The organism is Streptomyces griseoaurantiacus (assembly GCF_036189845.1).
Classification (GTDB): Bacteria; Actinomycetota; Actinomycetes; order Streptomycetales; family Streptomycetaceae; genus Streptomyces; species Streptomyces griseoaurantiacus.
Genome location: NZ_CP108328.1, coordinates 15,375 through 36,152 on the forward strand (window position 1 = coordinate 15,375; position 20,778 = coordinate 36,152).

Here is a 20,778-nt window from a genome sequence, read left to right on the forward strand (position 1 = left end):
GGAGTGTCGGTATGGCTGTGACCTACGCCCCGGACCGCGAGCCGTGGCAGCGTCAACCCTGGGAATCGGCGCGGGATGCTGAGCTGCTCGCGCTGTACTACTCGCTCGGCCCCGACCGGTCTCACGAGCTGCTGCTCGCCGAGTGGAACCGGCGGGCGCAGCTCGACCGGCGGGTCAAGCCGATCCGGTCGGTGCGCACCATCGAACGGGCCTCGGCGGCGGGCGATTGGGTCCGCCGGGTCGCGTGGCGCGAGGACGCCGAGTATGCGCGCGTCGCCCGCCGGTACCGCATCCGCGACGCCGAGCAGCGGGCGACGAACGCCGACCTGCTCGGCCGCCTCGCCGAGCGGTGCGCCCTGCTCGCGCTGGAGGCGAACGCGGCCGACATGAAACCGGCCGACCTGCTGCGGGCGACCGGTGACCTCACCAAGAAGCACTTTGAGGTGACGGCGCCCCGCGCGCTGCTGAACTACGCCGGTCCGGCCGCGCCGGCGGCCGACGGGTCGGCGTCGTCCGAGCTGCTGGAGCAGGACCAGGAACACGGGCGCCACGGCGAGACCCTCGACCGGATGCTCGCCGAGATTGCCCGCGACGTCGACGCGCGGGCGGCGCGATCCGCGGGCGCCCCTGCGGGGCAGGACGATGCGGGGCCGGCCTCGACCTCGCGCCGCCGCGCCGAGGGCCTGGTCGCCGTCGCCGAGCTCCTCGACGACGAGGACCAGGACGACGACGAGGGCGGCCGGTGACGGCGGCCGCGCGGGTCGACCCGCAGACGGCGCACCGGCTTGAGGCGGCGGCCCTGTACTCGCCGCTCACCCTCGCCATGTGGGCGCGGCCCCGGCACTACCAGGTGCGGGCCCATCACCGGCTCATCGCGCGAGCGTGGGCAGACATGGCCGAGGGGCACGGCGAGCGGCTCCTCGTCACCTGCCCGCCGCAGGTCGGCAAGAGCGAGCTCGCGTCGGTGTACGCCCCGGCCTGGTGGCTCCTGCGCAACCCCGAGCAGCGCGTCGTGATCTCGACCTACGCCGATCACCTCGCCCGCGAAAAGGGCCGCGAGGTGCGCGCCGTCCTCGCCGAGCACGGCCGCCGGTTCGGTACCGGCCTGCGGCGCGGCTCGGCCTCGGTGACGGACTGGCGGACCGTACAGGGCGGCGGCCTGCGCTCGGTCGGTGTCGGCGGGTCCTTGACCGGCTTCCCCGCCTCGCTCGCCCTGGTCGACGACCCGCACAAGGACCGCGAGCACGCGGACAGCAAGGTGATGCGCGCCCGGGTGTGGAAGTGGTGGTCATCGGTGCTGACGTCCCGCCTCGCGCCCGGCGCCTCGGCCTGCCTGATCATGACCCGGTGGCACCCGCAGGATCTCGCCGGGATGCTCCTCGACCGCGAGGGCCGCGTCGAGGACGGCGGCCGGTGGCGCGTGCTGGAGTTGCCCGCGTACGCCGTCGAGGGCGACCCGCTCGGCCGCGCCCCCGGCGATCCCCTGCCGCACCCGCAGATCCCCGAGGACGACGTCGACGCGGCCCGCGCGCATTGGGAGGCGCAGCGCGCCGCTACGTCCATCCCCCGTGACTGGCAGGCCCTCTACATGTGTTCGCCGACGGCGGGCGAGGGCGCCCTCGTACCGGCCTCGCTCCTCGTCGAGCGGCGGGTGCCGTTCGGCTCGACCCTGCCCGGCGCGGTGCAACGCGCGGTTGCCGTCGACCCGTCGGGCGGCGGGAAGGACGAGGCCGGCATCGTCGCGGGGTTCGCGGGCACCGACCACCGGCTCTACCTCACGCACGACTGGTCGGGCCGGATGAGCTCGGAGGAGTGGGCGCGGCGGGCCTGCCTGCTCGTCGCCGAAACGGGCGCGGACACGGTCGTCGTCGAGCGGAACTACGGCGGCGACATGCCCCGCCGGATGATCAACCTTGCATGGCGCAGCCTCGCCGCCGAGGGCCGCGTGCGCGCCCGGCACGCCCCGTACGTCGTCGAGGTCACGGCCCGGCAGGGCAAGCACATCCGGGCCGAACCGGTGGCGCAGATGTTCGCCGAGGACATGGTGCGCCTGGTCCGGGCCCTGCCCGAGCTAGAGCTCGAATGGTCGACCTGGTCCCCCTCGGCGACCGGCGTATCCCCCGGCAGGCTCGACGCGTCGGTGTACCTCGCGCTGCGCCTGGTGCCGTACATCGACCCCCGGCCGGGCCGGTGACCCGAGGCCGGCCCCCGGCCCGACGGAAGGACAGACACGGTGACGGTGAATCCTCAGCGCGTGAGGCAGGCCCTCGACGGCCTGCTCGCCAACGCCGACCAGATTGGCGCGGCCGACCCCGAGCGGTCCGTCGAGGAGCTCCTCGGGATGGTTGTCGGCAACCCGGACGCCGACCCGGTGGACGCGGTCGGCACGCTGGTGCGGGTGCTGCGGCAGTCGGCCGCCGCGCTCGACGAGCTCGCCCGGCAGGCCGAGGAGCAGGGCGCAGCGCGGCCCCCGGCGGGGATGCGCGTCGGGATCGGCTTCACGCACAACCCCGACGGGTCCCCCCGCCGGTTCGGCTCGACGGGCCTCGGTGACTACTACCAGCGCCGGATCATCCGGTGACGGGGGCGCAGGCGAGCGGCGCCGAGCTGCGGGCCGAGGACGCGTTCGGTCTGGTCGCGGCCCGGTGGGAGCGGGACGCCGAGCCGTTCAACGACGCCGAGCTCGCCGTCGTGCGGGTGTGGTGGCTGGAGCGGACGGCCGAGGAGCGCCTCGCCCCCGGCGCGGCCCCGTGCCCGCGCTGGTGGGTCGACGCGGTCGACCGGGTGTCGAGCGAGGGCGATTGGGACGCGTTCGCCGAGGACGTCGAGGGATGGCTCGCCCTGGTTCGCTCGCTCCCGACGAACCTGACGGCGGCCGCGGATTTGCTGCGTGAGGCGAACGGCGGCGAGCTCAGCAGCGCGGCCCGCAACTTCGTAGGCGAGCACGTAGGCGCGTACGAGGAGCTCGTCTGTGGCATCGTCGCCGGGATCGCGGGGTTCGCCTGCGAGGGGCGCGACGCGCTGCGCCTGCGGCCCGGCCGGGGCGAGGTGCGATGGGTCGACGGCGAGCCGTGGGTGCGGCCCCGGGCGTACCGGTGGGAGCGCCTCGGCGGGCCTGCCCCCGCACCGTCCCGCCGGCGGACGGCGCTCGACCGCGAGCTCGACCTCACCGAGGTGCTCCTCGGCGACCAGGACGACGACCAGGACGACGACGGACCCTCGCGGCCCTAGACGCGGGACGGCCCGCCCCCGAGCACTGAGGGGGCGGGCCGTATGCCGGTGTGCGGAGCGGCCACCCAACCCGCAGGCAGGCCCCGGCATCCCGGCCCGCCGACCTGGTCAACGACGGATGACGCGGAAGGTGCCGAGCGGCCGCGAGCCTGGGAGCATGCGCGGCATGTCCTGCGCTTGCGAGGCCGCCCTCACGGTCCAACTTCACGACGGCGGCGAGCGGTACCCGGTCGTCCTGGTCGACGAACACACCGAGCTCTCTTACTGGTTCGATGCCCGCTGCACCGCGTGCGGCGAGCGGCACGGCGGCCCGTTCGCCCGCGTCGACGCCGACGGGCGCCCGCTCGCCGAGCAGCGCGACGGCCTGCCCCTGGTGGACACGGCTTGGCTCGCCCGGCAGTGCGGGCCGTTCACATGCGGGTCCGACCCGGACGCCCCCGAGGCGACGGCGGGCGAGCACCTGGTGCACTGACCAATCCGAACCGGGGGCGGAATCGGTCGGTTACGCCCCCCCTCCCCCGATCCAATCGGATGGCGGGCGCGACCAGGGCGAACGGGTGCCCCGATCCAATGGGAACCGGTCGATACTTGCGCCCCCCCATTTCGCCCCCCTACGGTGAGGGTTCCGACCACACCGACCCCCGGGGGACCCGTGGACCGCGTGTACCTGCGCCACTCGACCGACAAGCAAACCGACGCCCGGCAACGTCACGCCCTCGCCGCGCTCCTCGCCGCCGGCGCCCCGGTGTACGAGGACCCGGCGACGTCGAGCCGCGTCCTGTCCCTCGACCGCGAGGGGTTCCGCCGCCTGCTCGACGAGGCCGCCGTCGGCGACACCGTCCGGATCGCCGACGCGGCCCGGTTGTTCCGCTCGGTCGCCGACGTCCTCGCGCTGCGCCCGGTGCTCATCCGGCGCGGACTGCACCTCAAGGTCGAGTCGGGCCTACTCTCCGGAATCGACCTCGCCTCGGATGACCCGGGCACCAAGATGATCGTTTCCGTCCTCGCCGCCGTGCTGGAGTTCCAGCGGGACATGATCAGTGAGAACACCCGCGAGGGCGTCGCGGCCGCCGAGGCGTCCGGGAAGCGGCTCGGCCGCCCGTCGGCCCTCGACGAGGACCAGGCCGCCGCCGTCGTCGAGGCGTACCGCGAGGGCGCCGCCGTCAAGGCCCTCGCCCGGCAGCACGGCGTGAGCCCCAAGACGATCCGCCGCGTCCTCGACGACGCCGAGGCCCGCACCGTCCCGCTCGCCGACGAGGCCCTCGTCGACGAGCTCGACCAGGACCAGGCCGCCGCCGCGCCCGTCGTCCTCGACGTGCCCGGCCTGCTCGCCGAGCATGTCCGGACCGAGGCCGGCGGCGAGCTGCGCGAGGCCCTCGACGACGGCCGGGTCATCCGGCGAGGGCAGGGTCATTCGGTGCGCGTCGAGGCGCCGCTCGCCGTACACCGGGCCCTACTGGCGGCCGCCGCCGAGCTCGCCGCCGAGGGCGCCGCTCCCGCCTCGCGGAAGGCGCACCGCACGTACGCCGACCGGATCGCGGCCGCCGACGGCGACCAGGCCGCATAAAGAGCACGATCACGAAGCCGAGATAGCTACCGGTGGGTTACTTGTTCCCTGGTGTCCGGGATAGGACTCCGGGGCCGCATAACCCCGACCGCATGGCGCGACCCCCCTGCCCGCGCCCCGGGACGGGGGGTCGCGTGCGTCGGGGCGGGTGCCGGGACTCCGGATCGTCACGGGGGCGTAACAGACCAACTCGCTGGACCCGAACCCTGTCAATACACCTAGGTTTGACGGTAGAGTGTGTGGTGTCAGGAAACGCCGACGGCGACCCCGGCCAGGGGGTCGCCGCCGTACCGGAACACCGTCGCAAGGGAGCGCCCCGGATGATCCTCAGCATCGCACGCCGCGCCGTCCGCACCGTCACCGAGCTCGCCGCCGCCGGCCGCGACACCGTGACGGGCGCCGTCCGCGAGGCCCGCGCCCGCGTCGAGGCCGCCCTCGTCGAGGGCGAGCGCGTCGTCGCCGGTCCGGACGTCGAGGAGCCCCCGACCGTCGAGGAGATCACCGAGGCCGCCGAGGCGCACGAGGCCGCCCGCCTGGTCTACAACGAGGGCGCTCGCGGGAAGCGCGCCGCGCGGAAGGTGCTCGACCGCACCCCGACCGGCACGTACGGCGGGTGGCTCGTCTCTTGGGTGCAGTCCTCGCGCCGCGAGTGGGACCGGGACGCTATCGCCGCCGTGTTCGCCGAGCTCGGCCGCCCGATCCCCACCAAGCCGACCGCGCCGCAGCTCAAGCTCACCCGCGTCGAGCAGGACGACCAGGCCGCCGAGGAGCTCCTCGCCGCGTGACCCCGCCGGGCCGCCGCCCCTCGCGGGTGGCGGCCTCGCCGAAACCCACACACCGACGGGCCGTCGTCCCCAAGCTGGGGACGACGCCCGGTCACCAGGAAGGAACCCGACCTCATGCAGGAACCGACCCGCGGCCGTTGCCCGGCCGCACACCCGGACGATCCGACGTCGTGCGACGGGCCGCCCGTCGTGACCGTCCTCGACCGCACCAACGCAGGCGCCGACGGGTGCCACCATCACGCCGCCCGACTCCTCGCATCCCTCGACGGCGGCCGCCCCGTGAGCCTGCCGGATGCGCCGTGGGGTTCCACCATCCGCGTCTACAAGACGGCCGCCGACCTGCGGCCGTTCGCATGGACGACGCCCCGTCCTGGAGTCGCCGGCCTTGCCGAGCTCGCCGCCCCGAGCGCTCCAATTGGAGCGCCCAGCATCCCGGCCGGGCCCATCGACGACGGGCCGCGCGGCGTGCCGAGCGACGCCGAGCAGCGGGCCGCGCTCCTCGCGGTCCTCGCCGAGGCCGGCGTCGAGCTCGGCGAGCACGACCGGCGCATCGTCGAGTGGCTCGGCGGGTGGGAGTGGTCCACCGTCGCCACCATCGCGTCATGGGTGCGCCGCGCCGGACAGGGGGCCGCCCGGTGAGCCGGTTGGGCTGGTACCTGTTCACCCGACTGCACCCGCGCGGGCGGAAGCTGCGCGAGGAGATGCGCGCCGAGGACGAGCAGCACGACGCAAACCTCGCGGCCGCCGTCGCCCTCGCCGTCGACGAGGCCCGCAGCGCGACCCCGCCCGGCCGCCGGCCTCGCGTCGACGTCGACGACGTCCTCGACGTCCTCGCCCGCCCCACGTTCGAGGGATTCACCCCGGGCCCGGCCGTCGTCGCGGCCGAGCTGCGCCGCCTGGTCGGCGAGCTCGACGACGACCAGGCCCTCTACACCGACGCATTCGACACCGTGCACAACCCCTTGCGGCCGCTCCTCGCCGCCGGTCCTGCGCCGTCGTCTGACGGCCTGGTCGAGGTGAGTCTCACCGGGCCCGACGAGACCGTGCACCGGCTCGTCGAGGCCCTCGTCGAGGCGGCCGAGCCCTCGACGGCGACGCCGGTTTCGTACCGGCCTGCCCGCGACGGGGCCGCCGTCCGGGCCCGGTTCCGCATCGTCCCGGCCGAGGACGCCGAGTAGCGGACCCCCGATCTCCCGTAGCCGATGTGAGCTGCGTCTCACGTTGGCTACGGTGAGTCCCACCCAACCAACCACCCGTAACGGGAGGTACAGGAAGTGCACCACTCAGACGAGATCATCCGGGCGCTGCGGGCGCCCGACCAGAGGAGTTGTGGCCGCATGGCGGGCGGCATGGGAGCGGCGGCGACGGACCGCCTCGCCGCCCTCGACGCGGCCTCGGAATCCATCCGGGCCTGGTCGCCGCTGCTCGTTCCGGGCCTACTCCAGACGACGGCCTACGCCCTCGCCGCCATCCGGTCGAGGACGCCCTCGCTCCCGGACGACGAGGCCGGCCTCCGCATGAAAACCCGCCTGCGCCGCTCGGATGCGTTCCTGCGCCGCATGTCCGGCCCCGGCGATACGCACGCCTGGTTCGTCCTCGGCGAGGCCGCGCTCACGCAGGCCGTGACGGCACCGGCCTTCCACGAGCACCAACTCCGTCACCTGCTCGACGTCATCGACCGGCACCCGCGTATCAAGGTGCGCGTCCTGCCGGACTACGCGAGCACCGCAGGCACCATCGAGCCATTCAGCATTCACGCGCTCAAGGACGGCCCGCGCGTCGGGCACCTCGAAACCGTCATCGGCGGTTGGTACTCGACCCGTTCCGAGGACGTGAGCCGTCTGTACGCTGCGTTTTCGTTGGTGGGCAAATCCGCCCTCGAACCGACGGACACGCGGAGGGTGATCGAGGAATGTCTCATGGAATGCAGGGTCAGGAGTGGCGCGGCGTCCGGTACGCCAAGTCCTCGCACAGCGACCCCGACAACTGCGTCTACGTCGCCCGCCCCGCCGCCGGACCCGTCGCGGTGAAGGACGGCAAGGAGCCGCAGGGGCCGGCGGTGACCGTCGGCCGCGCCCCCTGGTCGGCGTTCGTCCAGTGGGCAGGCCAGTAGGCGCAGGACCCTACGCACAACGGCAGGGCGGTCCCCAGGTGAGTTGGGGGCCGCCCTGCCGCGTCTCTGCCGATTGTGGCAGGCGGCGCCCCGGGCCGGGCGGCATCCGCTACCGTGGCGCCCGATGGCCGCTCCTGCGGCGGCCCGGCCGAGTCGACGGCCCGTGACTGTCGGCACCGACGGCCCCAGGTGCACCGCATCACCGCAGCCGAGACACCACCCGCCGCCCTGTAGGCGTGCCGGGTCACGGGACCGTGCGCGCCGGATACGAGGCAGGCACATGGTGAAGCATCACGCACGGAAGAACGAGGCCCGCGGCCGCCGCTCGGCGACGGGCGAGACCCACCGGCAGGCCGTCGACGCGGTCCGCCGCGACCAGGCCGAGGACGTCGTGCGACTGAAGACGCCGGCGGACGGCCGCACCGGTTGGACGTGCGACACGGGCGCCTCGCTCATCATCGAGGCCATGACTCCCGGCCCCGGCCGTCTGGGGACTCTGCACGCAGTGATCTACGTGTGCCCCGAGCACCAGGCCGCCGCCGAGGCTCGGATCACCGCCGCCGGATACGACGCGGAAGTGCGCGAGGCTCCGCCGGGGCACCGCTGGGACCCGTGGCCCTGCGGGCACATCACCGCCTTCAAGAGCAAGGCCCTGCCTGCCTTGACGGGTACCTCCGATGACGGCCTGGTCCTCGTCGTCGACTACGCCCCGCCCGCTCTCGACGGCGTCGAGCCGTGCCCCGAGTGCGCGGGCAAGGGCGTGTCGGGGCAGTGGTTCGAGCAGCCGAGCGACGGGGGCCGGCCCCCGCTCGCCGTGCCGGTCGGGTGCGCCGCGTGCATGGGGTGCGGCCGGGCCGAACACGACGGGTGCGCGCCCGGGGTGCACGTCGGCCACGACGAGGACGACGTCGAGGAGCTGCTCGACGACGAGCTCGACGAGGACCAGGACCAGGGCGAGCCCTGCCTGTCGTGCGGCGGCCGCGAGTTCTACGGCCTGCCGGTCGAGCCCTCGCCCGTCGACCAGGTCGACGACCAGGCGCTAGAGGAGCTCCTCGCCCGCGCTCACGCCCAAGGAGTGCGCGCATGGGACGTTATGAGCGCGGAGGCGTGGGGGAACCTCGACGAGCTGCTCGGCGACGGGGCGCAGGCCCTCGCCGAGGCGGCGCAGCGCGCCACGGTCTACCTGATCGCCCCGTGCGGCTGCACCGAGGGCCGGGTGCGCACCGTGCGCCGCGACGAGCTCGGGGGTGCGGCATGACCCGGCGGAGCGTCCCGCAGCACCGTACGCGGCCCGCAGACGGCCCGACGGGCGCCGAGGCGGGCGGAGTGGTCGAGGTGCGACTCATCGGCCGGGAGACGGCCGTACGCCGGTTCGTCGAGGCGCTGGAGTCGGCGGCCGGGCCGTCGAGGTCGACACCGGCCTCGTACCGGCCTACGCGGGACGGCGACGGGGTCCGGGCGTACCTGACAGTCGCCCTGCCCGACAGCGACAGTAGCCCGCGAGGGGGCCGCCAAAACTGATCAAAGACCACCCGTAGCCTGTGCGGCCCCCAACCACACAGAGGGATCGACATGCTGCACAACGACACCTCGCAGCCCGCAGGCCCGCGCGGATACCGGACCAAGTACCGGCTGGAGGACGACGGCCGCCTCTGGTACGACGTCGTCATGCCCGGTGAGGTCCGGGCCCGCATCACCATTCCGGAAGACGAGCCCGCGTTCCTGCTCGCGTTCGAGCACGGCGCGCAAGGCAGGCTGACGCTCCCGGAACCCGGTACTCATGACGGCCCCGGTTGGCTGCTGTCCTACTCGGAACCGGGCGGGCCGGTGGTCGAGAACCGGTTCATGCCGGGCGAGTCAGACGAACCTGTGATCGAGGAGTTCGTACGTCTGGCCACCCAAGCCGCGACCGTCTGACCCGTGCACACCAGGGCCCCGCCGACGCATCCGTCGGCGGGGCCACCACCGTTCCTACGCCTGGTCCTGGTCCCGGCCGTCGAGCCCTCGCGCCCGGTGCAGCGCGCGGCCGAGGGTGTCGACGATGCGGCGCCGCCGCTCCTCGGCGGCGCCCGGGTCGACGGCAGCCTCGGCCTTGAGCTCGGTCGAGCCGAGCCGGGCGTACAGGGCGAACGCGTCCTCGGCGAGGGCGTCGTGCAGTGGGAGCGCGAGGGCCTGCTCGCGCTGCGCCTGGTCCTCGCCGTCGGCCTGGTCCTCGACGGCGAGCGCTCCAATTGGAGCGCTCGGGGTGACCTCGACGAGGGCCTCGCGGGCGGCGGTGCGCATGACGGCGGCCCGCTCGACCTGGTCGGCCGGGACCACCCGAGGCAGGCGCCGGCGGGCGTGCGCGATGACCCGGGCCGTCACCTTCTCCCCCGCCGCCTCGGCGACGTCGACGACGGCCTCGTACAGCGCTGCGCCGAGCTCGGGGTCGCCCGGTAGCTCGCGGACGTGACTTTCCGGCGGCGGCCCTACCCGCTCGCCGGCGGGCGTGGCCTCGATGGCGGCCGCGACCGGTGCCCCTGCTCGCCACCGTCGCGCGTGCGGGGCGGAGATCCCGAGGGCACCGTTCACGTACTCCTCAAGCGTGAGGCCACTGTCGCGGTGCAGTCGGCCCCGGGCGATGACCTCAAGGGCCCGGCCGATCACCCATACCGCCGCCTTACCGGCGGCCTGCGCCGTCGTGATGGTGTTCTCGGCGGCCGCGCGCTGCGCCTGCTCGGTGAGGGTGAGCGGCGACTCGTCGGCCTCGTCGACGGCGCGGACCTCGTCGAGCTTGGGGAGCTGCTCGGCGAGGGCGCGCACCGCGTCGACCGGGTCCGCCGGCCTCGCCGGAAGGTTCGGCCGGTCGGCCTGCGTACGGACGGCGCCGGATGCTGCGGCGGCGGCGAACCGGTTGGGACGCTTAGCCACGGGCGCCGATCCCGAGCTCGGTGACGAGCGCGTCGTACGCGGTGCCGCGTGCCGTGATGGGGTTGCCCCATGCGCCTGCGTACTCCTCGCGGCGCGGGATCGTCGTCGTGCAGACGTCCCAGCCTTCCCCTTGCAGCACCTCGCGCACCTGCCCGGTACTCGACGCGTTGGCAACGACGCGGTTGAGCAGGGCACGGAACGGCACCGCCCCGTCGGGGCGCAGGGGAGAGACGTCGTCGACGAGCAGCTTCCGCATGACGAGGGTCCGTTCGAGCTCGGCGGCCGAGGGCGCGAGCGGGACGAGGACGACGTCGGCGATCCGGGCGGCCGAGACGACGATGCCGGGATGGTCCTCGGCCTGCGGGCCGTCGATGACGACGTGCGCCCCGGCCGGGACCAGAGGCGGCAGGTTCGTATGGAGCTGCGGCGACGCCATGCTCAGCACCGGCATGGGGAACTCTGCGGCGTCGGCCCATCGCTGGAGTCCTCGGCTGAGGTCGGCGTCGACGCCGATGACCTGCTCGCCGCGTTCGTGCAGCGCTGCGAGCAGGTAGGCCGCGGACGTCGTCTTGGCGACGCCTGGTTTGTAGTTGGCGAGCAGCACAATCATGCCGGGCACGGTAGCGGCCCGGCCGGGCCGGGAACATGGCGAGGCCCGCCCCGGGGTCCGGGACGGGCCTGGTATTGCGCCGGGTGGCGGGCGTCAGTCGCGGACGGCGACGTACGCGGCCGGGTAGGCGGCGCGGCGGGTGCTGGTCATGGTGGTCGGTGTCCTTCCTGGCATGGGACGGCCGGGCGGCGGTGTCGTCGCCGCCCGGCCGGGTCGGGTGGGGTCAGAACTTGCGGACGGTGCCGTTTCCGGCGGTGGCGTCGAGGTCGAGGTCGGACCGGTGGCGGACGCCGTACAGCTTGATGCTGCCGTTGCCCGCGCGGGCCTCGATGCGGCCGGACGCGGCGGGCGCCACGGTGAGCGCGACCGAGCCGTTGCTCGCGCGGACGCGGCAGGCGGACCCGGCGTAGTCCTCGACCTTGACCGAGCCGTTGTCGGCCTCGGCGTCGAGCCACTCGGTGACGGTGCCGGCCTTGACCGAGCCGTTGCTCGCGGTGGCCTTGAGGCGGCCGACCTGCTCGGCCTTGACCGAGCCGTTGTTCGTCTGCGCCTCGATGGCGGCGACCGGGCCGTACGTGTGGAGACTGCCGTTCTCGGACCGGTAGCGGACGCCGGACCCGGCGGGCACGGTGATGTGCACCTCGATGCCGGTGGACATGTGCACCGTGCCGCCGCCGCTGATCACGCGGCCGTTCACGACGGACACCGGGCCGTCGAAGCGGACGCCGTTGACGTACGTCGACCCGCCGCCGAACGAGGAGAACGACACGTTCCCGAACCCGCCCGCGCCCTGCGGGACGTTGGGCACGACGACGACCAGGCGCTCGCGGGTCTGCGTGATGGTGGCCTCGCGGACCGCTCGCGCGGCGGGGCTGTCGGGGCCGTCCTGCGTGAGGACGCGGACGGCGGCGACCTCGGCGGCCGGGTCGACGGTGACGTGCACGGTGCCGGTCGGGCAGGTGACGTCCGCGAGGACGGGGCCGGTGTAGCCGTCGGTCGGGGCGAACGAGCGGTCGGGGGTGTTGTCGCGGCGGGTGATCTCGGTCATGGGGGTTGGTGCCTCTCTCTGTGTGCCGGGCGGCGGTGTCGTCGCCGCCCGGCGGGGTTGGGTGGGAGTGGTCGGGTCACGGGTGTGAGTAGTTGAGGTACAGAAAATCCCGGTGAGAACGATCATGGTCGGCTAGCACACCGATCGGCGGCTCCGCTGGGGTTCACGGAATGAGGCCGGGCGGGCGTCGGTGCTGGCTACGGTCCACTTCGTGCCGGTGGAATTTCTGACTGATGAGCAGGCCGAGGCGTACGGAACGTTCACCGAGGTGCCCACGCGCCCGGAGCTGGAGCGCTTCTTCTTCCTCGATGATGACGACCGTGATCTGATCGCGCTGCGGCGTACGGACGCGCACCGGCTGGGGATGGCGGTGCAGATCTGCACGGTCCGCTACATCGGCCGGTTTCTGGGCGAGGACCCCCTCGCCGTGCCGTGGGAGGCTGTGGAGTATCTGGCCGGGCAGCTCGGCATCGAGGATGCTTCGTGCGTGAAGCGGTATCCGGAGCGCAGGTCGACGGTGTACGAGCATGCGGCGCAGATCCAGGAGCGGTTCAGGTACCGGGACTTCACCGACCGGCGGTGGGGCCGGGAGTTCCGCGGCTTCCTGTACGGGCGGGCGTGGACGCACGCCGAGGGTCCGGTGGCACTGTTCAATCACGCGGTGACGTGGCTGCGGAAGAACCGTGTGTTGCTGCCGGGCGTCTCGGTGCTGGCCCGGCAGGTGTCGGAGGCCCGCACGGCGGCCGAGCGGCGCCTGTACCAGGCGGTGGCCAGGGCCACCGGCCGCGCCGATCCCGCGCTCGCGCCGGCCTTGGCTGCGTTGCTGGCGGTGCCGGAGGGCAAGCGGGTCTCGGAGTTGGAGCGGTTGCGCACGCCGCCGGTGAAGTCGACGGGGACTGCGATGGTCCGGGCCATGCAGCGGGTGGAGGAGATCTCCGCGTTCGCGCTGGGCCGGGTGAACCTTTCCCGGGTTCCGGTGAACCGTTTGTCCACGCTGGCGCGGTACGGGCAGCTGAGCAAGGCGCAGACGATCGAACGGGCGCCGGAGCCGCGGCGCACGGCCTTGTTGACGGCGGTGGTGCGTCAGCTGGAGGCGCAGGCGGTCGATGACGCGCTGGACCTGTTCGCGGTGCTGATGGCGAACCGGCTGATCAGTCCCGCGCGGCGGGCCTCGGACCGCGAGCGTCTCGCGATGCTGCCGCAGTTGGAAAAGGCTGCGCGCATTCTGGCGAAGGCATCGAAGATCCTCACCGAGGAGCTGGACCTGGTCGCCGAGCATGAGACGGACCTGGACGTGGCCGCGCTGTGGGCGGCGGTGGAGGAGGCCGTGCCGCGTACGGCAGTGTCCGGGGCGGTTGCGACTGTCGAGGCCCTGGTGCCGGAGGACGACGGGTCGGCTGAAGCGGCAATGCGCGAGAAGCTGGCCCTGCGCTACAACACCGTGCGCCCGTTCCTCTCCCTGCTGGGCGAGTCGGAGGCACTGGGCGCGGCCCCGGCCGGGCGGCGCGTCCTGAAGGCGGTGCGCCGTCTTCCCGTGCTCTCGCGCCGCCGGGTCAAGGACCGGCCGTTGCTGCCCCGCGAGGTCGACGCCGAGCTGGTCCCGGCGGTGTGGCGTCGTGCGGTGTTCTCCAACGCCAACCTGCCGCAGGGAGCCGTCGATCGCGACGCGTACGTGGTGTGCGTGCTGGAGCAGCTGCACCGCGCCCTGAACCGCCGCGACGTGTTCGCTGCCCCCTCGAACCGGTGGGCCGACCCCCGCGCCCGGCTGCTGGACGGCCCGCGGTGGGAGGCGATGCGCACGGATGTGCTGGCGGGCCTGTCTCTGACCGAGGACGCCGGCGAGCACCTGGCCCAGCTCACCCGCGGGCTCGATGCGGCGTGGCGGCAGATGGCCGACCGGCTGGAGGAGGCTGGCGCCGACGCGAAGGTGGAGATCGTCGTTCCCGAGGGCGGCGGCCGTGCCCGACTGTCGGTCGACAAGCTCGGCGCGGTGGGCGAACCCGAGTCGCTGACCTGGCTGAAGACCACCACCGAGGCCATGCTGCCCCGCATCGACCTGCCGGACCTGCTGTTCGAGGTCCACTCCTGGACCGGCTTCCTCGACTCCTTCGGCCACGTCTCCGACCGGCGCACCCGTATGGAGGGCTTGCTCGTCTCCCTGGTCGCCCTGCTGGTCTCTGAGAGCTGCAACATCGGCCTGACTCCGGTCATCGACCCGGAGAACAAGGCGCTGACCCGCTCGCGCCTGTCCCACGTCGACCAGAACTATGTGCGCGCCGACACCATCGCCGCGGCGAACGCCGCGCTCATCACCGCCCAGTCCCGCATCGAGCTGGCCCAGATGTGGGGCGGCGGGCTGCTCGCCTCCGTCGACGGCCTGCGCTTCGTCGTCCCCGTCAAGAGCATCAACACGGGCCCCTCACCCAAGTACTACGGCTACAAACGCGGCGTGACCTGGCTCAACGCAGTAAACGATCAGGTCGCCGGAATCGGTGCGATGGTCGTGCGCGGCACCCCGCGCGACAGCCTCTACACGCTGGACACCCTGCTGAACCTCGACGGCGGAGTGAGGCCGGAGATGGTGGCGACCGACAACGCTTCGTACTCCGACATGGCCTTCGGGCTGTACAAGATGCTCGGCTTCCGCTTCGCTCCGCGCTTTCGAGACCTGGCCGACCAGCGGTTCTGGCGCGCGGACCTGCCCGATGGTGAGATGCCGGCCGCCGGGTACGGGCCACTGGAGGCTGTGGCCTGCAACAAGGTCAACCTCAAGCGGATCGCCACACACTGGCCGGACATGCTCCGCGTCGCAGGATCGCTGATCACCAACCAGGTCCGCGCCTACGACCTGCTGCGGATGTTCGGCCGCGAGGGACATCCCACCCCGCTCGGCGCCGCGTTCGCCGAGTACGGCCGCATCGACAAGACCATGCACCTGCTCGCCCTGGTCGACCCGGTCGATGACACCTACCGTCGGCTGATGAACCGGCAGCTGACCGTGCAGGAGTCCCGTCACCGCCTGGCCCGCGCCATCTGCCACGGGGGCCGGGGCCAGATCCGCCAGGCATACCGCGAGGGCCAGGAGGACCAGCTGGCCAGTCTGGGTCTCGTCCTCAACGCCGTGGTCCTGTGGAACACCCGCTATCTCGACGCCGCCATCACCCGGCTCCGCGCCGAGGGCCACGACATCAAGGACGAGGACATCGCCCGGCTCTCCCCGCTCAAGGACCGGCACATCAACTTCCTGGGGCGCTACCTGTTCAACTTCAAGGCCAGCGGCCCCGGTCAGGGTCTGCGCCCGCTGCGCGACCCGGACGCGCCCGAACTGGACGAGGAAGACGACGGCAGCCTGGACTGACAGGCCTGGCCGGACGCGTCAGTAGACCGATCGGCGTCCGCCCCGCGGAGCAGGACGACGAACGTTACAGTCGCCGGTCGCAGCCCGATCCTCAGCCCGGGGAGACGAAGCCGGACTCGTATGCCGCGATGACTGCCTGGGTGCGGTCCCGTGCGCCAAGTTTCGCCAGTACGGAGCTGACGTGCGACTTCACGGTCTCGGTCCCCACCACCAGGCGTGCGGCGATCTCTGCGTTCGACAGGCCTTGCGCCATGAGACGCAGCACCTCCTCCTCGCGCTCGGTCAGTGCGGCACGCTCCATGGCGGTCCGGGCGGCGGTATTGCCGTGGTCCCGGCTGTAAGAGGAAGCCAGCTGCCGCACCGCCGCTGGGAACAGCAGGGAGTCTCCCTCGGCCACCAGCCGTACGGCGTGCACGATCTCGGCTGGCCGGGCCCGCTTGAGCAGGAAGCCGTCGGCTCCCGCGCGCAGCGCCCCGTACACGTACTCGTCGTTCTCGAAGGTCGTCACCACCACGATCTTCGGCGGGTCCGCTATGGTGCGCAGCACCGTCCGTGTCGCCTCGATGCCGTCCATCAGCGGCATGCGTACGTCCATGACGATGACGGCGGGGCGCAGTTGCCGTACCAAGGGGATCACGGCGGCCCCGTCGGCGGCCTCGCCCGCCACTTCGATGTCCGGCTGAGCCTCCAGCACGGCGCGCAGCCCGGCCCGTACGAGCGGCTCATCGTCGACCAGGAGAACGGTGAGCGGCATCCGGTCAGCCTAGATCAACTACAGCGGCAGATCGACGTGCAGCAGCCAGTGGTCGCCGTGCTGTCCCGCTTTGGCTTCGCCCCCGAGCAAAGCGGCACGTTCACGGATCCCGCGCAGTCCTCTGTCACCGCCCGTGCCGGCCACCGGTGCCGGATCGGGCAACGGATTGCGCACCTCAAGCCGCAGCCGCGCTGCCTCGACGGCGATGCGCACGCCGATGCGGACAGGGCCCGCGTGCCGCAGCACGTTGGTGAGGGCTTCCTGAAGCATCCGGTAGGCCTCGCGGGAGACCGGCCCCGGAAGGTGTTCCAACGGTCCGGTCACTTCGGCGTCGACCTGCGCACCCGAGGACCGCGCGGAATCCAGCAGACGGCCCGCCTCGTCGAGAGCCGGGCGTGCGCCGGCTGGCTGTCCTGTCTCGCGCAGTAGGAGCAGGACGCGGTCCAGGTCCTCCAGCGCGGCCCGTCCCGTTTCCTCGATGGCCTCCAGCGCCCGGTCGGTGAAATCCGGGTCGCCTGCCGCCCGGGCGGCACCGGCCTGGACCACGGCCAAGGTCAGCGCGTGGCCGAGCGTGTCGTGCAACTCCCGTGCAATTTCGTTGCGTTCCAGCAGCTGATCGGTGCGCTTTTCCAACTCGGCCAGCCGCTCCTTGACCGACGGCCCGAGCAGTCGGCGAGCGGCTTGGGCCATGAGCGCCCCCGCCCCGGCGGCCACCATGACCAGCGCCAGCACGGGCACCGGTGCCAGCAGGACATACACCCAGCCCGCACCCGAAATGTACGGCAGCGGGTCGGCGAGGCCGGGCTCCCCGGCGGCCGTCCCGGCAAGCGACAGCGCGAGTGTCAGCAAGGTGTTGGTCACCAGTGCGAGGGCGAGCCCTGCTTCCAGACGCAGGACCAGCCAGGCACCGGTTCTCGCCCGGTCGGTCCACGAAGCGGAGAAAACGGTGGAGACACCAGGGTCCTCGACATTCCTCACGCGGGCGTGCGGCCCGGGAAACAGCATCAGCCGCGCCTGCAGCCCCTCCGCATGACGGACCGAGGGCACCATGCCAGCGGCCAGAGCCAGGGGGATGGGAAGGACCGCGACCAGCAACCAGTCGTGCGGTGACGGGTCGCTCAGCCCCGGATAGACCATGGCGCAGGCGAACGGCACGATCGCACCCACCAGCATGTGCAGCCAGCGCGTATAGGTCACCGCACGTGTCAGCGGCAGCAGGAAGCCCGGCATGCCGACATCGTGACAGAGCAGAAGGGGCCGCCGTCTCCCCCGTGCGGGGGAGACGCTCTCCCCGGGCGGGGGATGCCTGCCCACGCTTGCCGGACCACGCTGAGGCCATGACCAGCATCGACGTCAAAGAACTCACCAAGGAGTACCGCGGCATTCGGGCTGTCGACCGTCTGACGTGCAGCATCGAACCGGGCCGGGTCACCGGGTTCCTCGGGCCTAACGGTGCCGGCAAGTCCACCACCATGCGCCTCGTCCTCGGCCTGGACCGCCCCACCTCCGGCACCGTCACGGTCGGCGGCCACCCCTATGCGACGTTGCGCGAGCCCCTGCGCACCGTCGGCTCCCTACTGGACGCGCAGGCCGCCCACGGTTCCCGAACCGCACGGGACCATCTGCGCTTCCTCGCCGTCAGCAACCGCCTCCCGGCACGCCGCGTGGACGACGTCCTTCAGAACACCGGTCTCACCGCTGTCGCACACCGCCGTATCAGAACCTTCTCGCTCGGCATGCGCCAGCGGCTCGGCATCGCCGCCGCACTCCTCGGGGATCCACCCGTCCTCATGCTGGACGAGCCCACCAACGGCCTCGACCCAGAAGGGATCATCTGGATCCGCCACTTGCTGCGCCAGCTCGCTCGCGAAGGCCGCACGGTCCTGGTCTCCAGCCACCTGATGAACGAGACCGCAGCTTTCGCCGACCATCTCGTCATCCTCGGCAAGGGTCGACTCCTCGCCGACATCCCGAAACAGGACTTCATCGAACAACACAGCCACCCACGCGTACGCGTACGCACCAGTGACCCCAGCCGACTTCGGGCTGCACTGCTGGCCCAGGGACACACGGTCGCGGAAGACGATGACGGCCGATGGATCGTCGACGGCGCCACAGCCGAACAGATCGGAGCCGCCGCAGCCCGCGAGGGCATCCCCGTCCTCGAACTCACCGACGAACGTGCCTCCCTGGAGCAGGCCTACCTCGCTCTCACGGCCGCCGAGGCGGAATTCGCCGCCGAGGCCCCCGCGTTCCCGACCGCCCCACAGGAGGCCTGACCATGTCTGTCCCCGCGGTACTCCACTCCGAGTGGATCAAAATCAGGTCAGTCCGGTCGAGCTTCGGATCACTCCTCGCGGTCTTCGCCGCCACGCTGGCCATCACCCTGCTCGTGTTCGCCACTGTAGGCCGCGCAGAGGCGGAAGGCGGCGAAGATCCCGTCTTCGGAGCCTTCTACGCGATCAACTTCGCGCAGATCGCCGCGATCGCCTTCGGGGCCACCGCCGTATCCTCCGAATACGCGGGCGGTGCCCTTCGGATCTCCCTGTCGGCGGTGCCACGCCGGGGTCTCCTCTACGCGGCCAAGACGGCAATCGTGGCCACGGCCGCCCTCGTCGTGGGACTCGCCACCGCGTTCGCCACCTTCTTCGCGGGCCAGGCGTTCCTAGGAAAGTACGCTATCGGCCTCGGTGAGCCGGGAGCCTTGCGGGCCTGCATCGGCGGGGGGATCTACCTCGCTCTGATGGCCTTGTTTGCTACGGGACTCACTTTCCTCCTGCGCAGCGCCGTCGCTGTACTCAGCCTGCTCATCCCCTTCATCCTGATCGTGTCCTTCGTGGTCGGAGGCATCGCCGAGGGCGCCGCCTCCTATCTTCCCGACCGTGCCGGACAACAAGTCCTCCACCAGGACCCGGCAGGAGGCCTTGGCGCTTGGACAGGTCTCGCCGTGACTGCGCTGTGGGCGGCAGCCGCGCTCGTGGCGGGTTGGTGGGCAGTGCACCGACGTGATGCCTGACAACGCGGTAACCGGCACTCGCCCCGCGCCGGGGGCGGCGCCATGAATAAGCACACGGGTGGTCAGGTCTGGCTTCGCCGTCTGGGCGGGAACATGGCAGGCAGCGGCTCTCACAAATGACCAGTTGCGAGAGTTCTGCGAACACCCCGGGACCGCTCACGAATCCGCAGGTCGCCGTTCGCAGAACCCCTCTCAAAACCTGCGTGTTGTGCGAGACGTTTCTGACAGACTGCACGGGTGGACCTGACGCCCGATCAAGCCGCAAACGCGGTAGAACGAAACGACTGTCCGAAGTGTGATGCCCCGGCCGGGAGCCCATGCCGCACCCGCAGCGGAAAGTGCGCGACGAAGTACCACACCGCACGCTTCATCCTCGTGCCCGCGCTCCGTGAGGAGCTGGAGGTACTCGTACCGGAGGACCGCGGCCCCGGGCGGCCGTGGAAGGCGGGCCCGCCCGCCCCGGCCCTGCCGGCCGCCGCCGCGGCCAAGCCGATCCGGATCGGGTACGCCCGCTGCTCGACCGCCCAGCAGGAACTCGCCTCCCAGCTCGCCGCGCTTGAACCGGTCTGCAAGCGGATCTTCTCCGAGAAGATCTCCACCCGCATCAAGACCCGGCCCGAGCTGGAGAAGGCCCTCAAGCTGGCGTACGACATCAAGGAGGCCGCCCCCGACCAGGAGGTCATCCTCACCGTCCACGAACTCAAGCGCCTGGCCCGCAACGCCGCCGAGCTGATGACTCTCTCCGGCCAGCTCCAGGACGCCGGCGTTCAGCTCGAACTCCTCACCGGCCCGCTCACCGGCATCTACGACCCCAACGGCATGGGCGCGATGTTCTTCGCCGTCCTCGCCGTCGCCGCCCAGCTCGACCGCAACTACATCCGAGAGAAGACGCTGGAGGGACAGCAGGCCGCGGCCGCCAAAGGCAACCACGGCGGACGGCCCAAGGTCATCGATGACGACTCGCTACTGTTCGCCCGCGCGCTGCGGGACCGCGGCGTCCCCGTCCCCGAGATCGCGGGCAAGCTCACCATCAAGACCGGCAAGAACGCGGGCAAGCACCCCTCGGTCGCCTCGCTGTACCGGGCGCTCGCCGAGGACGAAGAAACCGCCGGGTCCGACGATGCACAGGTCATCGGCCCGCGCCGTCCGGTCCGCGCCCGCATCACCGGGCCCGGCAGCGGCACCGACCCGGCGCTGATGGAACGGCTCACAGCGCAGGTCCTCGACGGCGACACCGTGCTGGACGACCTGGCCCGCCAGGCCGAAGGCGGATCCGACGACCTGGTGGCCCAGCTGCTCGCACAGGCCCGGAACGGCGACCAGTAGGAGAATCCCAGCAAGATCAATCTCACCGGGATTTCCTGTACCTCAACTACTCACACCCGG

Annotated in this window: 21 protein-coding genes and 1 pseudogene; 17 read left to right on the forward strand and 5 right to left on the reverse strand. The window is 72.2% G+C overall.

Annotated features, from left to right (window positions below; translation table 11 throughout):
* Positions 1–11: 11 nt before the first annotated feature.
* From OHB09_RS33135 to OHB09_RS33195, 13 genes and pseudogenes are all read left to right on the forward strand, one after another.
* Complete coding sequence (locus tag OHB09_RS33135; protein ID WP_328923202.1) at positions 12–746, forward strand: hypothetical protein; 735 nt, start codon at positions 12–14, stop codon at positions 744–746.
* Positions 743–2,194, forward strand: coding sequence for a terminase large subunit domain-containing protein (locus OHB09_RS33140; protein ID WP_328923203.1), 1,452 nt, complete (start codon positions 743–745; stop codon positions 2,192–2,194). The genes OHB09_RS33135 and OHB09_RS33140 overlap by 4 nt, the downstream gene beginning before the upstream one ends.
* 60 nt (positions 2,195–2,254) lie before the next feature.
* Positions 2,255–2,581: a hypothetical protein gene (locus tag OHB09_RS33145; protein ID WP_328923204.1), complete on the forward strand. Its 327-nt coding sequence runs from the start codon at positions 2,255–2,257 to the stop codon at positions 2,579–2,581.
* Complete coding sequence (locus OHB09_RS33150) at positions 2,578–3,231, forward strand: hypothetical protein (protein WP_328923205.1); 654 nt, start codon at positions 2,578–2,580, stop codon at positions 3,229–3,231. The genes OHB09_RS33145 and OHB09_RS33150 overlap by 4 nt, the downstream gene beginning before the upstream one ends.
* A 157-nt stretch (positions 3,232–3,388) precedes the next feature.
* Positions 3,389–3,703: a hypothetical protein gene (locus OHB09_RS33155; protein WP_328923172.1), complete on the forward strand. Its 315-nt coding sequence runs from the start codon at positions 3,389–3,391 to the stop codon at positions 3,701–3,703.
* A 180-nt stretch (positions 3,704–3,883) separates the two neighbouring features.
* Positions 3,884–4,798, forward strand: coding sequence for a recombinase family protein (locus OHB09_RS33160; protein WP_328923173.1), 915 nt, complete (start codon positions 3,884–3,886; stop codon positions 4,796–4,798).
* A 320-nt stretch (positions 4,799–5,118) separates the two neighbouring features.
* Entirely contained in the window at positions 5,119–5,583 is a 465-nt protein-coding gene (locus OHB09_RS33165; RefSeq protein WP_328923174.1) for a hypothetical protein, read from the forward strand.
* A gap of 114 nt (positions 5,584–5,697) precedes the next feature.
* Positions 5,698–6,222 carry a hypothetical protein gene (locus OHB09_RS33170; RefSeq protein WP_328923175.1) on the forward strand — a complete coding sequence of 175 codons (525 nt, stop codon included), beginning with the start codon at positions 5,698–5,700 and terminating at the stop codon, positions 6,220–6,222.
* The gene (locus OHB09_RS33175; protein WP_328923176.1) at positions 6,186–6,761 is read left to right on the forward strand and encodes a hypothetical protein; all 576 of its coding nucleotides are present in this window, start codon (positions 6,186–6,188) and stop codon (positions 6,759–6,761) included. The genes OHB09_RS33170 and OHB09_RS33175 overlap by 37 nt, the downstream gene beginning before the upstream one ends.
* A 171-nt stretch (positions 6,762–6,932) precedes the next feature.
* A pseudogene (locus OHB09_RS33180) lies at positions 6,933–7,484 on the forward strand (DUF5753 domain-containing protein); the annotation flags it as partial.
* A 23-nt stretch (positions 7,485–7,507) separates the two neighbouring features.
* Positions 7,508–7,696: a DUF397 domain-containing protein gene (locus OHB09_RS33185; protein WP_328923177.1), complete on the forward strand. Its 189-nt coding sequence runs from the start codon at positions 7,508–7,510 to the stop codon at positions 7,694–7,696.
* 280 nt (positions 7,697–7,976) lie between these two features.
* Complete coding sequence (locus OHB09_RS33190; RefSeq protein WP_328923178.1) at positions 7,977–8,954, forward strand: hypothetical protein; 978 nt, start codon at positions 7,977–7,979, stop codon at positions 8,952–8,954.
* Between the two features lie 314 nt (positions 8,955–9,268).
* Positions 9,269–9,613, forward strand: a complete 345-nt coding sequence (locus tag OHB09_RS33195) for a hypothetical protein (protein ID WP_328923179.1) — start codon at positions 9,269–9,271, stop codon at positions 9,611–9,613.
* Between the two features lie 54 nt (positions 9,614–9,667).
* Here the strand turns inward: OHB09_RS33195 and OHB09_RS33200 are convergent, their stop codons facing one another.
* The 3 genes from OHB09_RS33200 to OHB09_RS33210 form a co-directional block, all read right to left on the reverse strand.
* Complete coding sequence (locus OHB09_RS33200; RefSeq protein WP_328923180.1) at positions 9,668–10,606, reverse strand: hypothetical protein; 939 nt, start codon at positions 10,604–10,606, stop codon at positions 9,668–9,670.
* Positions 10,599–11,216 (reverse strand): ParA family protein, encoded by a 618-nt coding sequence (locus OHB09_RS33205; RefSeq protein WP_328923181.1) that lies wholly within the window; start codon positions 11,214–11,216, stop codon positions 10,599–10,601. Before OHB09_RS33205 ends, OHB09_RS33200 begins: the two co-directional genes overlap by 8 nt.
* A gap of 223 nt (positions 11,217–11,439) precedes the next feature.
* On the reverse strand, positions 11,440–12,264 hold the full coding sequence (locus OHB09_RS33210) for a DUF4097 family beta strand repeat-containing protein (RefSeq protein ID WP_328923182.1): 825 nt from the start codon (positions 12,262–12,264) through the stop codon (positions 11,440–11,442).
* 211 nt (positions 12,265–12,475) lie between these two features.
* On the opposite strand from OHB09_RS33210, the gene OHB09_RS33215 reads away from it, so the two are divergent.
* On the forward strand, positions 12,476–15,622 hold the full coding sequence (locus OHB09_RS33215; RefSeq protein WP_328923093.1) for a Tn3 family transposase: 3,147 nt from the start codon (positions 12,476–12,478) through the stop codon (positions 15,620–15,622).
* 91 nt (positions 15,623–15,713) lie between these two features.
* Here OHB09_RS33215 and OHB09_RS33220 read toward each other — a convergent pair whose 3' ends face one another.
* The gene (locus OHB09_RS33220; protein WP_328923094.1) at positions 15,714–16,376 is read right to left on the reverse strand and encodes a response regulator transcription factor; all 663 of its coding nucleotides are present in this window, start codon (positions 16,374–16,376) and stop codon (positions 15,714–15,716) included.
* 18 nt (positions 16,377–16,394) lie between these two features.
* Positions 16,395–17,606, reverse strand: coding sequence for a sensor histidine kinase (locus tag OHB09_RS33225; protein ID WP_328923095.1), 1,212 nt, complete (start codon positions 17,604–17,606; stop codon positions 16,395–16,397).
* Between the two features lie 107 nt (positions 17,607–17,713).
* Between OHB09_RS33225 and OHB09_RS33230 the strand changes: the two genes are divergently transcribed.
* The 3 genes from OHB09_RS33230 to OHB09_RS33240 all read left to right on the forward strand — a co-directional run bounded on the left by OHB09_RS33230 (position 17,714) and on the right by OHB09_RS33240 (position 20,718).
* Positions 17,714–18,655: an ABC transporter ATP-binding protein gene (locus OHB09_RS33230; RefSeq protein ID WP_328923096.1), complete on the forward strand. Its 942-nt coding sequence runs from the start codon at positions 17,714–17,716 to the stop codon at positions 18,653–18,655.
* A gap of 2 nt (positions 18,656–18,657) precedes the next feature.
* A complete protein-coding gene (locus OHB09_RS33235; RefSeq protein WP_328923097.1) occupies positions 18,658–19,392 on the forward strand; it encodes an ABC-2 transporter permease in 735 nt (244 codons plus the stop codon).
* A gap of 237 nt (positions 19,393–19,629) precedes the next feature.
* Positions 19,630–20,718, forward strand: a complete 1,089-nt coding sequence (locus OHB09_RS33240; RefSeq protein WP_455363907.1) for a recombinase family protein — start codon at positions 19,630–19,632, stop codon at positions 20,716–20,718.
* Positions 20,719–20,778 lie beyond the last annotated feature (60 nt).

Excerpts from the sequence above, each read along its gene's own strand:
- OHB09_RS33165 (WP_328923174.1), top strand. The coding sequence starts at position 5,119 with ATGATCCTCAGCATCGCACGCCGCGCCGTCCGCACCGTCACCGAGCTC.
- OHB09_RS33220 (WP_328923094.1), bottom strand. The coding sequence starts at position 16,376 with ATGCCGCTCACCGTTCTCCTGGTCGACGATGAGCCGCTCGTACGGGCC.
- OHB09_RS33185 (WP_328923177.1), top strand. The coding sequence starts at position 7,508 with ATGCAGGGTCAGGAGTGGCGCGGCGTCCGGTACGCCAAGTCCTCGCAC.
- OHB09_RS33210 (WP_328923182.1), bottom strand. The coding sequence starts at position 12,264 with ATGACCGAGATCACCCGCCGCGACAACACCCCCGACCGCTCGTTCGCC.
- OHB09_RS33195 (WP_328923179.1), top strand. The coding sequence starts at position 9,269 with ATGCTGCACAACGACACCTCGCAGCCCGCAGGCCCGCGCGGATACCGG.
- OHB09_RS33175 (WP_328923176.1), top strand. The coding sequence starts at position 6,186 with ATGGGTGCGCCGCGCCGGACAGGGGGCCGCCCGGTGAGCCGGTTGGGC.
- OHB09_RS33225 (WP_328923095.1), bottom strand. The coding sequence starts at position 17,606 with ATGCCGGGCTTCCTGCTGCCGCTGACACGTGCGGTGACCTATACGCGC.
- OHB09_RS33205 (WP_328923181.1), bottom strand. The coding sequence starts at position 11,216 with ATGATTGTGCTGCTCGCCAACTACAAACCAGGCGTCGCCAAGACGACG.
- OHB09_RS33155 (WP_328923172.1), top strand. The coding sequence starts at position 3,389 with ATGCGCGGCATGTCCTGCGCTTGCGAGGCCGCCCTCACGGTCCAACTT.
- OHB09_RS33230 (WP_328923096.1), top strand. The coding sequence starts at position 17,714 with ATGACCAGCATCGACGTCAAAGAACTCACCAAGGAGTACCGCGGCATT.
- OHB09_RS33190 (WP_328923178.1), top strand. The coding sequence starts at position 7,977 with ATGGTGAAGCATCACGCACGGAAGAACGAGGCCCGCGGCCGCCGCTCG.
- OHB09_RS33235 (WP_328923097.1), top strand. The coding sequence starts at position 18,658 with ATGTCTGTCCCCGCGGTACTCCACTCCGAGTGGATCAAAATCAGGTCA.
- OHB09_RS33135 (WP_328923202.1), top strand. The coding sequence starts at position 12 with ATGGCTGTGACCTACGCCCCGGACCGCGAGCCGTGGCAGCGTCAACCC.
- OHB09_RS33170 (WP_328923175.1), top strand. The coding sequence starts at position 5,698 with ATGCAGGAACCGACCCGCGGCCGTTGCCCGGCCGCACACCCGGACGAT.